Origin of the sequence: Rhodococcus sp. T7 (assembly GCF_009872365.1) — a bacterium.
Classification (GTDB): Bacteria; Actinomycetota; Actinomycetes; order Mycobacteriales; family Mycobacteriaceae; genus Rhodococcus_F.
Genome location: NZ_WXYH01000003.1, coordinates 18750 through 31462, shown reverse-complemented (window position 1 = coordinate 31462; position 12713 = coordinate 18750). Strand labels below are relative to the sequence as shown.

Annotated in this window: 12 protein-coding genes; 5 read left to right on the top strand and 7 right to left on the bottom strand. The window is 69.7% G+C overall.

Features of this window, described 5'->3' with window-relative positions:
* Positions 1-2897: ATP-binding protein (locus MLGJGCBP_RS00470; protein ID WP_160093649.1), on the top strand; the 2897-nt coding region annotated here is incomplete at its 5' end.
* On the opposite strand, the gene MLGJGCBP_RS00465 is transcribed toward MLGJGCBP_RS00470, so the two are convergent.
* Positions 2853-3596, bottom strand: a complete 744-nt coding sequence (locus tag MLGJGCBP_RS00465; RefSeq protein ID WP_160093648.1) for an IclR family transcriptional regulator — start codon at positions 3594-3596, stop codon at positions 2853-2855. The genes MLGJGCBP_RS00470 and MLGJGCBP_RS00465 overlap by 45 nt on opposite strands.
* A complete protein-coding gene (locus MLGJGCBP_RS00460; RefSeq protein WP_160093647.1) occupies positions 3596-5110 on the bottom strand; it encodes an APC family permease in 1515 nt (504 codons plus the stop codon). Before MLGJGCBP_RS00460 ends, MLGJGCBP_RS00465 begins: the two co-directional genes overlap by 1 nt.
* Before the next feature lie 226 nt (positions 5111-5336).
* Between MLGJGCBP_RS00460 and MLGJGCBP_RS00455 the strand changes: the two genes are divergently transcribed.
* From MLGJGCBP_RS00455 to tatA, 3 genes are read left to right on the top strand one after another with little or no spacing between them, the layout of a single operon-like run.
* Entirely contained in the window at positions 5337-6917 is a 1581-nt protein-coding gene (locus MLGJGCBP_RS00455) for a flavin monoamine oxidase family protein (RefSeq protein WP_160093646.1), read from the top strand.
* Positions 6918-6947: 30 nt separating this feature from the next.
* The gene (locus MLGJGCBP_RS00450) at positions 6948-7622 is read left to right on the top strand and encodes a RidA family protein (protein ID WP_160093645.1); all 675 of its coding nucleotides are present in this window, start codon (positions 6948-6950) and stop codon (positions 7620-7622) included.
* The gene (gene tatA, locus MLGJGCBP_RS00445; protein ID WP_012688899.1) at positions 7622-7789 is read left to right on the top strand and encodes a Sec-independent protein translocase subunit TatA; all 168 of its coding nucleotides are present in this window, start codon (positions 7622-7624) and stop codon (positions 7787-7789) included. Before MLGJGCBP_RS00450 ends, tatA begins: the two co-directional genes overlap by 1 nt.
* Before the next feature lie 52 nt (positions 7790-7841).
* Here tatA and MLGJGCBP_RS00440 read toward each other — a convergent pair whose 3' ends face one another.
* On the bottom strand, positions 7842-8672 hold the full coding sequence (locus MLGJGCBP_RS00440; RefSeq protein WP_160093644.1) for an ABC transporter permease: 831 nt from the start codon (positions 8670-8672) through the stop codon (positions 7842-7844).
* On the bottom strand, positions 8669-9661 hold the full coding sequence (locus tag MLGJGCBP_RS00435) for an ATP-binding cassette domain-containing protein (RefSeq protein WP_072940429.1): 993 nt from the start codon (positions 9659-9661) through the stop codon (positions 8669-8671). The genes MLGJGCBP_RS00440 and MLGJGCBP_RS00435 overlap by 4 nt, the downstream gene beginning before the upstream one ends.
* Positions 9662-9898: 237 nt before the next feature.
* Between MLGJGCBP_RS00435 and MLGJGCBP_RS00430 the strand changes: the two genes are divergently transcribed.
* Complete coding sequence (locus MLGJGCBP_RS00430) at positions 9899-10813, top strand: hypothetical protein (protein WP_160093650.1); 915 nt, start codon at positions 9899-9901, stop codon at positions 10811-10813.
* A gap of 93 nt (positions 10814-10906) precedes the next feature.
* On the opposite strand, the gene menE is transcribed toward MLGJGCBP_RS00430, so the two are convergent.
* The 3 genes from menE to MLGJGCBP_RS00415 are packed head-to-tail and all read right to left on the bottom strand — an operon-like array spanning position 10907 to position 12704.
* Entirely contained in the window at positions 10907-12052 is a 1146-nt protein-coding gene (gene menE, locus MLGJGCBP_RS00425; RefSeq protein WP_160093643.1) for an o-succinylbenzoate--CoA ligase, read from the bottom strand.
* Positions 12049-12348: a DUF3349 domain-containing protein gene (locus MLGJGCBP_RS00420; RefSeq protein ID WP_087561625.1), complete on the bottom strand. Its 300-nt coding sequence runs from the start codon at positions 12346-12348 to the stop codon at positions 12049-12051. Before MLGJGCBP_RS00420 ends, menE begins: the two co-directional genes overlap by 4 nt.
* 2 nt (positions 12349-12350) lie before the next feature.
* The gene (locus MLGJGCBP_RS00415; protein WP_087561624.1) at positions 12351-12704 is read right to left on the bottom strand and encodes a DUF3349 domain-containing protein; all 354 of its coding nucleotides are present in this window, start codon (positions 12702-12704) and stop codon (positions 12351-12353) included.
* Positions 12705-12713: the final 9 nt, after the last annotated feature.

Genomic DNA, 12713 nt, shown 5'->3' with positions numbered 1-12713 from the left:
GCCGCACCTTCGGGGAGGTCGGCGCCCGGGTCGCCCCGCCACAGCGCGAGTACGCAGCGGATCTCGCAGCGGACGCCGCGGTGATCCGGGGCCGGCTCGAGGCCGCGGACCGGGCGGCGCTCGTGGAGGCCGGAGATTGGGAAGCCGCTCTGCCGCAGGCGCAGGCCCACGTGGCCGCCGAACCCCTCGACGAGCGGGCGCACGCCGACCTCATGCGCGTGCTCGCCGGGCTCGGTCGCGACAACGAGGCGCTGGACGTGTTCGCGACCTTCCGCAGGCGCCTGGTCGATCGGCTGGGAGCGGACCCGTCGCCCGCCCTCGTCGCCCTGCACACCGAGATCCTGCGCGGCGACGGCGCACCCGAGTCGGACGACCGGCGCCCCGCGGCGCCGGACCGCACGGCCATCGGCCTCCGGGCAGCACCGAACGCCCTGCTGGGGCGCGACACCGACGTGGTGGAGATCGAGGGACTGCTCACGTCCTCGCGGGTCGTCACCATCCTCGGACCCGGCGGTGCGGGCAAGACCCGGCTCGCGCACGAACTGGGTGCGCGGGCCGCCGCGCGGACGTCGGTGGCGCTGGTGGAACTCGCGGCGCTGCGCAGCAGCGAGGACGTCGTGGCGGCGATCAGCAGCACCCTCGGCCTCAGCGAGATCGACATCGCGCCCGGACGGCTCACCCTCAGCCGTATCCACTCCGCGCGGGAAAAGCTCCGGGAAGCGCTCTCGGCGGGGCCGATGCTCCTCATTCTCGACAACTGCGAGCACGTCGTCGGTGCCTGCTCCGAGGTCGTGGCCGACCTGGTGGCCGCAGGAGATCAGCTGACCGTCCTCGCGACCAGCCGATCACCGCTCATGCTCGCGTCCGAGGCGGTATACCCGCTGCCGCCGCTCGCGATCGACGACGACGACGCGCCCGCCGTGCAACTGTTCACGACCCGGGCGCGCGCCGTACGGCCCACGGCGCGGCTCGACCCGGAGACCGTGCGCAGAGTCTGCCGCACCCTCGACGGTCTGCCGCTCGCGATCGAACTGGCCGCCGCGCGGGTACGCAGCATGAGCGTCGAGGACATCGGACGCAGGCTCGAGCACCGGTTCGCGCTGCTGCGCTCGCACGACCCGACGTCGCCCGAACGGCACCGGACCCTGCACGCCGTCATCGACTGGAGCTGGCAGCTTCTGGGCGAGCAGCAGCAGATCGCGCTGCGCAGACTGTGCCGGTTCCCGGCAGGGTTCACCCTCGACGCCGCCCGGACGATCGCGGAGTGGGACGGCGTCGACGATGTCGTGGAGGCCGTCGAGGGCCTCGTCAACCAATCGCTGCTGTCCGTGTCGGAGACGTCGGACACGCTGCGCTACTACATGCTCGAGACGGTGCGGGAATACGGCGAGGAGCGACTCGCCGAGGCCGCCGAGGAGCCGGAAGTGTTTGCCCGCCAGCGAGTGTGGGTCAACGCGTTCGCGTCGGAGGCGCTGGTGCGGTGCCGTGCCGACCAGGTCGCGCTCGCCGACGACATCGACGCCGACCACGACAACTTCCTCGCCGTGCTCCGGTGGGCGGTGGAGCGCGGAGACGCCGAGACGGTCGCGATCGTGTTCCCGGTGCTGGGTGGCCTGTGGGCCATCCGGGGCGCGCACTCGGAGGTGATGAACTGGACGCCGCGGATCCTCGCGGCAACGGAAGACGCAGATCTGAGCGACGTCGACTCGGAGTTGGTGGCGTACACGTTCCTGCTCGCGGCGATGCATCTGGTGTTCGGCGGTCAGGCCCGCACCCTCGCCCGCACCCGGACGCGATTGCGGCACGTCCTCCACGGACGCGCCGATCTGCCGCCGGTCTCCTCGTTCGCGGTGAAGATCATCCTGTCCCTGGGATCGGGGCGGCGGCATGCCAGGACGGTCGCGGAAGGGGTGCGCTCGCACGATCGGGAAACCCATGCGGCGGCGCTGGCGGCGCGGGCCAGCATGCGGGAGAACCTCGGCGATTTCCGCGGTGCCCTGCGCGACGCGCGGGCCGTCTCCGAACTGTGCGCCTCGATCGGTGACGTGTGGGGCGCGGCGATGGCGGCACAGTTCCTCGGCTCGCTGTACAGCCAGTCCGGCCGGTACCGGGACGCGGTGTCGTTCTATCAGGTCGCAGTCGATGGGCTGCGGAAACTGGGCGCGCAGGAGGAGGCGAATCAGCTGTGGGGTTTCCAGGCCTCCGCGCTGATCGCGGACGGTGACGTGGAAGCGGGCCGCAAGGTGCTGGCCGAGACGCTGCTCGAGCATCGCGGTCCCGGCGCGGGAACCGACGATCAGCAGGACGAGTGGCGGATATCCGCCATCAGCAGTCTCGCGGAAGCCGATCTGGCGGACGGCGACGTCGAACGGGGGCTCGCCCGGTACCGGGAGGCGCTGGACCTGATGTACCCCCGGATCACGGCCGCGCCCTACGCCGATCCGTACGGACTCGTGCTGGCGGCCTCGGTGGTGTCTGCCCACGTGCTGCACGGCCGGTCCGAGATGGTGGTGGACACCGTTCCGCAGCTCGCGGAGTGGGCGCGGTCCCGGCTGGGTGTCGGCGCATATCCGGATCTGCCGGTCACCGGCGCCGTCGCGGCGGGCATCGGATGTTTCGAGATCGCGCGCGGTGATGCCGACCGCGGTCTCGCGCTGCTGGCACTGTCCGTCCCGGCGCGCGCCCGGCAGGACAGTGTCTCGCTGCAACACCGCCGGCAGGTCGCGTTCGCACTCGAGAACGTCGAGGCGGACCGCTGGACGTCTGCGCAGGCGAGGTTCAGCGCGTGGTCACGTCGCGCGGTGCACACCGAGATTCTGGATGTGCTCGCCGCGGTGATTCGCGAGGGTGAGTCAGGCCGGCACCCGTCCGCCGACCCGCGCCGCGCAGGAGCGTAGAAGGTCGGTCAGCTCCGGGTCGTCGACCGCCAGCCGTCCCGTTTTCCCGATCGCCGCGAGGCACCCGGTCACCGCGTTCTGCGCGTCGTGCACCGGCACGGCGACCGCGCTACGGCCGACGCGCACCTCGTCGACCTCGCGGGCCGAACCGGTGTGCCGGACGGCGTCGAGTTCGGCCTGCAGCGCGGCGAAGTCGGTGATGGTCGACGACGTCACCCGGCGCAGGCTCGGCGGCACCAGTTCGGGACGGGACGCGAGGAGGACCTTGCCGATGGCGGACGCGTGCAGGTGTGCGGCGATCGTGTTCTCGCCGCTGAGTTCGTGGTCGGGATCGCGGTCGACGAGTCGCACCCGGCCGCCCGCGAACGACGCCAGGTGGATCCCGAAACGCACCTGTTCCCGCAGTTCCTCGAGGACGGCGTGGTGGTCGACCGGGTCCGGTGCGGTGTCCGCCCCAGCCAGCTGCCGGGTCCGGCGGCCCAGCGCGAACCCGGACAGATCCGCGATCCGCACCAGATAGCCGTCGGCGGTCAGGAGATTGAGCAGCCGGTACGCCGTGGCCTGGGGGATCCCCGTGTGCGCGGCGATGTCTCTCGCCGTCGCCCCGGACCCGAGTTGCGCGACCGCCTCGAGCAGGGCGAGCGCCTTCTGCACGGCGCGTGGTTCGTGGCCCGCGATCTCCCCGGCTCGGGCGCCCATCACCGGGACCCGGGAGTGCGTCCAGTTGCCGTCAACGCGAGGTTCCCGGCGGCGTCCGTCGCGAACACCCCGGCCCCCGGCAGCACGTCGTCCGTCTCCGCGGTGTCGAACACACCCATCGACCGCAGACTCGCCGGGTGCCGCCACTGCAGATACAGCTGCCACGCCGAACCCGACAGCAACAGGGCCAGCACCACGGCGGGGACCATCGTGAAACCGTGGGCCACGTTCACGAACAGCATGTAGGCCAGCACGATTCCGCCTGCGGCGCTGCCCGCGACTCCAGCCGCCAGGACGAGGGGCGTGTGCTCCCCGATCCGGCTGAGGAACCGCACCGACGCCACCGCCACCAGTACGTACGCCGCGACCACCGCCGTCCTGGCGATCAACTGCACATGACCGAACGCGGCCGATTTACCGACGACGCCGAACGTCGCGGCACCCGCGCACACGACGCACACGATGACGGCCAGGGCCGCGTACGGGGTGCGGTAGCCGCGGTGCACCCGGGCGAACAGGCGCGGGACGACGGTTTCGATCCCCATCGAATACAGCAGGCGCGAAGCGGCATTCGACGACGCCATCGCCGACGCCAGCCACGACGCGCCCAACCCGAGGTTCAGGGCGATCACCACGGCCGGGTCGACCCCGGTCGCGGTGCCGTGGAGGTACGCGTTCACCAGGGTGTCGGTGCGACCGGACCAGGCGGCCCAGGCCGAGAAGATGAACAGGCCGCCGCAGATCATCGGCGTGAGCATCACGGTGCGGGTGACGGTGGCGAGCGGCCGCTTGGCCTCGGGGCCGAAGAACGTGGCGCTCTCGAACCCGGCGAGCGCGAACACCGCGGCCAGTGTCATGAGCAGCGGCCCGTACTGCGAATCGGACGGCGGCACCGCGGCGTGCTGGCCGCCGGCGCCGGTCACGATCATCAGACCGGCGATGAACAGCAGCGAGCACGATTCGACGGCGAGGATGGCGAGCGCCGCGAACCGCACCCCACGGACCAGGCAGCCGAGGATCACGATCGCGATCCCCGCGTACACGAGGAGACGTTCGGCGGGCCCGCGCAACTCCACCCCGAAGAAGCCGAGCGTCGCGATCACGGCCTGACCGCCGTGGTACAGCGTCATCACCGCGCTGCCCACGTACTTGGTCAGCATCGCGACGCCCGCCGTCAGCGCGGCCCGGGTACCGAGGCCCTGGAACACGAAACTGTAGAGGCCGCCCGCGGCCGCCATGCGCCGCGTGAACTGCGAGATGCACACCGCGATCAGGGACACCACCACCGTCGCGAGGACGATCGTGATCAGACCGCTGAGCAGCATCTGGTGGGTGAACATGGTGACGGGCAGCACGACCATCGACACCGCAGGCGCCGTCGTCGCCACCGACTGGGCGAGAACCTCGACACCCGACAGTTGCCGCCTGCCCAGCGCACGCAACGGCGACAAGGCCGCACGTGCGGGCTCGCCGGTGGCGAACGAACGGGCGATGGCGTCGGAAAGTGCTGACATGCGCGTGAAACTAGCCGCGTCGTGTTGCGGAAAAGTTTCGGTTTCGGGTCGAATGCCGACCCGGGAGTGAGAACGGACCGCGGCCGTTCCCGCTCGGTGGCCTCAGACTGTTTCGCCGCCGACAACTTCCCGACTCGCGCCCCTCCCAGGATGAATCCGGACAACCTACCCGGGTCGCCGGGCGCAAGAATGGGAGCGCGAATTGGCATTCACACGAAGATCTTTCATGAAGGGCCTCGGGGCCACCGGGGGCGCAGGACTCGCGTACGGCGCGATGTCGACGCTCGGGCTCGCGCCGTCGACCGCCGCGCCCGCCCGCGCCTTCCAGCCGCTCGCTGCCGGCGACCTCATCGGCAAGGTGAAAGGCAGCCACTCCGTGGTCGTGCTCGGCGGCGGCCCCGCAGGACTGTGTTCGGCGTTCGAATTGCAGAAGGCCGGCTACACGGTGACGGTCCTCGAGGCCCGCACCCGGCCCGGCGGCCGCGTGTGGACCGCCCGGGGCGGCACCGAGGAGACCGACCTGAACGGCGAGACGCAGAAGTGCACGTTCTCGGACGGCTACTTCTACAACGTCGGCGCCACCCGCATCCCGCAGAGCCACATCACGCTCGACTACTGCCGCGAACTCGGCGTCGAGATCCAGGGCTTCGGAAACCAGAACGCCAACACGTTCGTGAACTACGCGAGCGACACGTCGCTGTCGGGCCAGTCCGTCACCTACCGGGCGGCGAAGGCCGACACGTTCGGCTACATGTCGGAACTGCTGAAGAAGGCCACCGATCAGGGCGCCCTGGATCAGGTGCTGTCCCGGGAGGACAAGGACGCGCTGTCGGAATTCCTCAGCGACTTCGGCGACCTGTCCGACGACGGCCGCTACCTCGGATCCTCCCGCCGCGGTTACGATTCGGAACCCGGAGCCGGACTGAACTTCGGCACCGAGAAGAAGCCGTTCGCGATGCAGGAAGTGATCCGCAGCGGCATCGGCCGCAACTTCAGCTTCGACTTCGGCTACGACCAGGCGATGATGATGTTCACCCCGGTCGGCGGCATGGACCGGATCTACTACGCATTCCAGGACCGGATCGGCACCGACAACATCGTCTTCGGCGCCGAAGTGACGTCGATGAAGAACGTGTCCGGCGGTGTCACCGTCGACTACACCGCAGGCGGCGCGCGGAAGTCGATCACCGCCGATTACGCGATCTGCACGATCCCGCCGCACCTCGTCGGCCGACTGCAGAACAATCTGCCCGCCGACGTACTCACCGGGCTGAAGGCGGCGAAACCGTCGTCGTCCGGAAAGCTCGGCATCGAGTACTCGCGCCGGTGGTGGGAGACGGAGGACCGCATCTACGGCGGCGCGTCCAACACCGACAAGGACATCTCGCAGATTATGTTCCCGTACGACCACTACAACTCCGACCGGGGCGTGGTCGTCGCCTACTACAGCAGCGGCAAGCGGCAGGAGGCATTCGAGTCGCTCACCCACCGCCAGCGGCTCGCCAAGGCGATCGCGGAGGGCTCGGAGATCCACGGCGAGAAGTACACCCGCGACATCTCCTCGTCGTTCTCGGGTAGCTGGCGGCGCACCAAGTACTCCGAGAGCGCGTGGGCGAACTGGGCGGGCAGCGGCGGCTCGCACGGCGGGGCGGCCACCCCCGAGTACGAGAAGCTGCTCGAACCCGTCGACAAGATCTACTTCGCCGGCGACCACCTGTCCAACGCCATCGCCTGGCAGCACGGCGCGCTGACGTCCGCCCGCGACGTCGTCACCCACATCCACGAACGCGTCGCCCAGGAAGCCTGACCCATTCCCCCGAACCAGGAGTTGTGCACTGTGAAGTCTTTTCGTACCAAGGCCGTGACCGCTGCGCTCGCCGCTTCCGCTCTGATCGCCGGGGCGACGTCGTGCTCCTCCGACGAGGCGGCCGCGGAGGCGCCCGGTAGCACCTTCGTCTCCAAGTCCGTTCTCGAAGCAGGGGAGGCGAATCCGATGATCGCGCAGGGGGTCGCGATCGGTGGCGGCACCGCCGTCTACAAGTCGAGTGGGATCGGGCCGGGCGCATCCAACAAGACCGCACCCGAGGGCACCCCGGAGTCGTACATCGACACCGACGTGTTCGCCGGAGGCACGCTCCCGGCCGGAGTCACGATCACCGAGGCGCAGGGCATCAACGCGCTGAAGCGGATTCGCGACAACCTGGAGGCGCAGGGGCTGACACTCGAGGACGTCGTGACCATGCGGGTGTTCCTCGACAACGCCCCCGGCACCGACCGCGCCGACTACGCCGGCTGGAACCGTGCCTACCGGCAGTTCTTCGCGAACACCAACCTCGACACCGGCGACACCGAACTGGTCCCGCTCGGCACGGCGGAACCGGCCGCCCCGATGGAGCGGAACTCCGCGCGGCCCAGCCGGTTCGCGCTCGAGGTCGCGAGCCTGCCCGCCGCGGGATGGCTCGTCGAGGTCGAGGTGGACGCCGTGTACCCCGACGGTGAGGAGCCGCAGTAGTGGGGGCGCTGAGCCCGAGTCACTGGGCGATCATCGCGGTGGTACTCGTGGTGTTGTTCGGGTCGAAGAAGCTCCCGGACGCCGCCCGCGGCCTGGGACGATCGATGCGGATCCTCAAGACCGAGGTGGGGGAGTTGCAGGCGGACGCTCCCGAACCGGAGAAATAGGCGGAGCGAGCCGGTGGACCCCGCGTCCACCGGCTCGCTCGTTCCTGTCGTGTCAGGCCTTACGCATGTAGGTCCGGACCGTCAGCGGTGCCATGATCGCGACGATCACGGCGGCGCCGAGCAGCGACCACACGACGTGGACACCGAAGTGGCCGTCGTTGACGAGTTCACGTACCGCGGTCACGACGTGCGACACGGGGTTGACGTTCACGAACGCCTGCATCCAGCCCGGCATCGTGTCGGCAGGCACGAACGCGTTGGACATGAACGTCAACGGGAACAGGATGAGCATCGAGATGCCCTGCACCGAAGACGCTTTGCTCATCAGGACGCCCATCAGCGCGAAGATCCAGCTGATCGAGAAGGCGCACACGACGACGAGCAGACCGGCCGACACCACCCCGACGACGCCGCCGCCCGGCCGGTACCCCATCGCGATACCGACGGTGAACGTGATGGTCGTCGCGATGCCGTACCGCACGACGTCGGCGAGGAGAGCGCCGGACAGCGGCGCGATGCGGGCGATCGGCAACGACTTGAAGCGGTCGAAGACGCCCTTGTCCATGTCTTCCCGCAACTGGGTGCCCGTCACGATCGACGTGGTGATCACCGTCTGGACCAGGATGCCCGGGATGATGATCGGCAGGTACGACGCGACGTCGCCGGAGATGGCGCCACCGAAGATGTACGTGAACATCAACGTGAAGATGATCGGCTGGACGACGACGTCGAACAGTTGCTCCGGGTTGTGCTTGATCTTGAGCAGTCCCCGGTACGCCATCGTGAGCGTGTTGGCGACGGACTGCTCGAGGCTGATCCGGTTCCGGGCCTCCGGAATCGGTTGCGGGACCGCATGAGTGCGGGATCCGAGGGTGGTGGTCATGCGACGCTCCGTTCGGTATCGGCGTCGGCGGCAGTGTCTTCTGCGCCGTGGCCGGTGATGGTGAGGAAGACCTCGTCGAGACTGGGCTTCTGGACGGTGATCTCGTCGACGGCGATCCCGTGGTCGCGCAGCCGGATCAGTAGTTCCACGGTGAGCGACGGGTCGGTCATCGGTGCGGTGAGGCGGCCGATCTCCGGCGTGATCGCCACGTCCACGCCGAGGGTGTGTGCGATCACCGAACGCGCGTCGTCGATCTGGCCGCGATCGGCCAGGGTCAGCTGCAGCGACGAGACGCCGACGGACGCCTTCAACTCGTCGGCCGTGCCGTCCGCGATCACCTTCCCGCGGTCGATGACGGCGATCCGATCCGCCAGCTGGTCCGCCTCGTCGAGGTACTGCGTGGTGAGCAGCACCGTCGACCCGTCCGCGACCAGCCGGCGGATGGTGTCCCACATCTGGGCGCGCGTCCGCGGGTCCAGGCCCGTCGTCGGCTCGTCGAGGAACAACAGTGGCGGATGGGCGATCAGGCTGGCCGCGAGGTCGAGGCGCCGGCGCATGCCGCCGGAGAAATTCTTCAATGGTTTCGTCGCCGCCTCTGTGAGGTCGAACTCCTCGAGCAGTTCCGTGCACTTGCGGCGGGCGTCACCCCGGCTCAGCCCGAGCAACCGGGCGAAGATCACCAGATTCTCGACCGCCGACAGGTCCTCGTCGACCGACGCATACTGGCCCGTGACACCGACCAGCGAGCGCACCGCATTCGGTTCGCGCACCACGTCGTGGCCGAAGATCCGGGCCTCGCCGCCGTCCGGGCGCAACAGCGTCGCCAGCATCCGCACCGTGGTGGTCTTGCCGGCGCCATTCGGGCCGAGCACTCCGTATACCGACCCGGTCGGCACGGACAGGCTCACGCCGTCGACGGCGCGCTGACGGCCGAAGAGTTTCACGAGCCCGTCGGCCTCGATGGCTGGGGGAGTTGCAGTGAGGTTCATGCCGTAGACGATGCAGGCCCCCACTTGCAGCGGACTTGCACGACTCTTGCACGGGCTCACGAACACCCCCACGCTGCGGATTCACACGCATTCGCCGGAATCAGCGGCAATTGCGTCGGCATCTGACGAATCGGTGTGCGGGTGTGGAATTCCACAGCCCTTCGGTTATCCACAGGTCTGCTGTTTGCCCTGGTCGGCGGCCGCGGCCGCCACCGAGCGAGGGGCACGATGCTCGATATGAGAGCACAGGAGTTGATCTTTCGCCGTCATGCACTGGCCGACGGAATGACCGACCCGGAACTGCGCCGCGCGCGGGCGAAGGGACAACTGGTTGCCGTGGCTGCGGGCGCTTATCTCGACGGCGAGCACTCGATAGCACTGGACGCGGTCGGGATGCACCGCGCACGGGTCGCGGCTGCCGTGGTGGCGCACGGTGGTGGGATCGTGGTCAGCCATGCGTCCGCCGCCGTCCTCCACGGACTCGACGTCGGCGCGGTGAATCTCGACCGGGTGCATCTGAGCAGGGAGCGTCGATCGGGCGGGCGACGGACCGCGACGCTGCACATGCACATCGCTCCGCTCGGTCCTGACGACGTCACCGAGATCGACGGCGTGGCGGTGACGTCCCTCGCCCGAACGGTGGCGGACGTCGCGCGGTCGGAATCGCTGGACGAGGCCGTCGTGATCGGCGACTCCGCCCTGCATCGCGGCGTCGTGTCGATCGGCGACGTCCGGGCGGTGCTGGACCGGCACGGCCGGCGGAAAGGCATCGGAGCGGCCCGGCGCGCGGTGGCCCTGTTCGACGGCCGCAGCGAGAGTCCCGGCGAGTCGCTCAGCCGAATCAGGATGCGCGAATACGGAATGCCGGCGCCCGACCTGCAGCACGAAGTGCGCACGGACGGCGGTGCGTTCGTCGGCCGCGTCGACTTCTTCTGGGAGCGCTGGGGAGTTGTCGGCGAGTTCGACGGCATGGGCAAGTACCGATTCGGCTCCGGGCAGGCGGGCGACATCGTGGCGAGGGAGAAGTTGCGGGAGGACGCGATACGGGACACGGGCTTCGAGGTGATCAGGTGGGTGTGGGCGGACCTCGAACGGTTCGACGCCGTGAAGGCGCGATTCGAGCGCGCGTGTGCCCGGTCCCGGCGTCGGTGAGCCATCGTTTCCCACCGAATTGCCGGAAGCACACGCAATTGCGCCGGAATCTGACGAATCGGTGTGCAACTTCGCGCGAGCGGGCGCGACCGCCTAGCCGAACCGCGCTTCGAGCGCGCGCCGGTCGACCTTGCCGGGACCGCGGAGGGGGAGGGCGCCGACGAGGTGGAGTTCGCGGGGGGCGGCGGTGGTGTCGAGGGTGCGTTCGACGAACGTGCGGAGTTCGGCGAGTGTCGGTGCGGTGCCGGATTCGGCGACGACGACGGCGGCGACGCGGCGCCCCAGCCGCTCGTCGGGGAGGCCGATGACCGCGCATTCCCGGACCGCGGGGTGGGCGACGAGGGCCGCCTCGACCACTTGCGGGACGACGGTGAGTCCGCCGGTGGAGATGGCTTCGTCGAGTCGGCCGGAGATGGCGAGGACGCCGTCGGTGACGGTGCCGGCGTCGTCGGTGCGGAACCAGCCGGGTTCGGCGAAGGCCGGATGGTCGGGGAGGCCGCGGTATCCGGACGCCAGCATGGGGCCGCCGAGGAGGACGCGGCCGTCACCGTCGATTCTCAGTCGGGCGCCGTCGAGGGGCACCCCGTCGTACACGCAACCACCGCACGTCTCGCTCATGCCATACGTACGGGCGACGGTGATCCCGGCGTCGACGGCGCGACGCAGAACCGGGGCGGGGGTGGCGGCGCCACCGAGGAGGACGGCGTCGAGCGCGGCCAGCGACGCCACGGCTTCGGGGTGGTCGAGCGCCTTGACCAGCTGAGTCGGGACGAGGGAGGTGTAGCGCCGGGGGCCGGACATCGACTCGACCGCGGCGGGCAGCGCGCCGGGGTCGAAGCCGTCGGACACGTCGATCACCACCGGGTCGGTGCCCGCGAGGACGCTGCGCAGCAACACCTGCATGCCCGCGATGTGGTGGGCGGGAAGGGTCAGCAGCCAGGCGCCCGGGCCGCCGAGCCGCGCGTGCGTCGCCTCACCGCTGGCGCGAAGGGCCGCCGCGGAGAGCATCGCCCCCTTCGGCACGCCCGTCGTCCCGGACGTCGCGACCACGAGTGCGACACCGTCGTCGATCGGGTCCCCGGGCCGCAGGGCGTCCGTCAACCGCCGGGTCTCCCGCTCGTCCGCGGCGGGCACGGGAAGCGCGGCGGGCGCGGTCCCGTCGAGGACCGTTGACAGCTGCGGCAGGATCCCGAGAACCCCGGCGCCGGGGGGGACTGGCAGGACCCGCAGTTCGCTCACTGTGCAGGCCCGGCAAGCGGCCAGCCGCCTGCGGTGAGGTTGCTGCGCACCCGGTCGACGTCCGATTCCAGTGGCAACTCGTCGGTGACCTTCGTGATGAGCACCTGGATGTCGGTCTTCTCGATGGGCAGGTCGCCCTCCTCGACGAGGGCGTCGGCGACGGCGTCCACCTCGTCTTCCGACAGGCGGCGGGTGAGCAGCGCGAACAACGGAATGTAGTCCTGCTCGGGCACGCCGTTCGGGTAGCCGGCGCGCAGCCAGCCGATGATGGAGGAGAGGAACGGTGGAAGGCTCATGGCTAGCCTGCGTCGCGGGTTTCTTCCGCGTCGTCGGAGCCTTCGCCGTTCTCGGCGTCGGTACCGACCGGCCAGCCCCCGGCCTCGAGGTTCTCCGTCACCCGCGCGACGTCCTCCTCGGACGGCTCCTCGTGGGTGATCTCGCTGATGAGGCGGCGGATGTTGTCGTAGTCGACGTGGCGTTGCGGCGTCTCGTGAGCGGTTTCGATCGACAGCGCGACGACCTGTTCGATCTCCTCGTCGGTGAGACGGCGACGCAGCACGGCCAGCAACGCGAAATGGTCCTTCGCCGGGACTCCCTCGGGGTACCCGGCGCGGAGCCAGTCGAGCACGGAGCTAAGTGAGTTCTTTGGCACGCGTTCGGC

Excerpts from the sequence above, each read along its gene's own strand:
- MLGJGCBP_RS00465 (WP_160093648.1), bottom strand. The coding sequence starts at position 3,596 with ATGGGCGCCCGAGCCGGGGAGATCGCGGGCCACGAACCACGCGCCGTG.
- MLGJGCBP_RS00460 (WP_160093647.1), bottom strand. The coding sequence starts at position 5,110 with ATGTCAGCACTTTCCGACGCCATCGCCCGTTCGTTCGCCACCGGCGAG.
- MLGJGCBP_RS00455 (WP_160093646.1), top strand. The coding sequence starts at position 5,337 with ATGAAGGGCCTCGGGGCCACCGGGGGCGCAGGACTCGCGTACGGCGCG.
- MLGJGCBP_RS00440 (WP_160093644.1), bottom strand. The coding sequence starts at position 8,672 with ATGACCACCACCCTCGGATCCCGCACTCATGCGGTCCCGCAACCGATT.
- MLGJGCBP_RS00435 (WP_072940429.1), bottom strand. The coding sequence starts at position 9,661 with ATGAACCTCACTGCAACTCCCCCAGCCATCGAGGCCGACGGGCTCGTG.
- MLGJGCBP_RS00430 (WP_160093650.1), top strand. The coding sequence starts at position 9,899 with ATGAGAGCACAGGAGTTGATCTTTCGCCGTCATGCACTGGCCGACGGA.
- MLGJGCBP_RS00420 (WP_087561625.1), bottom strand. The coding sequence starts at position 12,348 with ATGAGCCTTCCACCGTTCCTCTCCTCCATCATCGGCTGGCTGCGCGCC.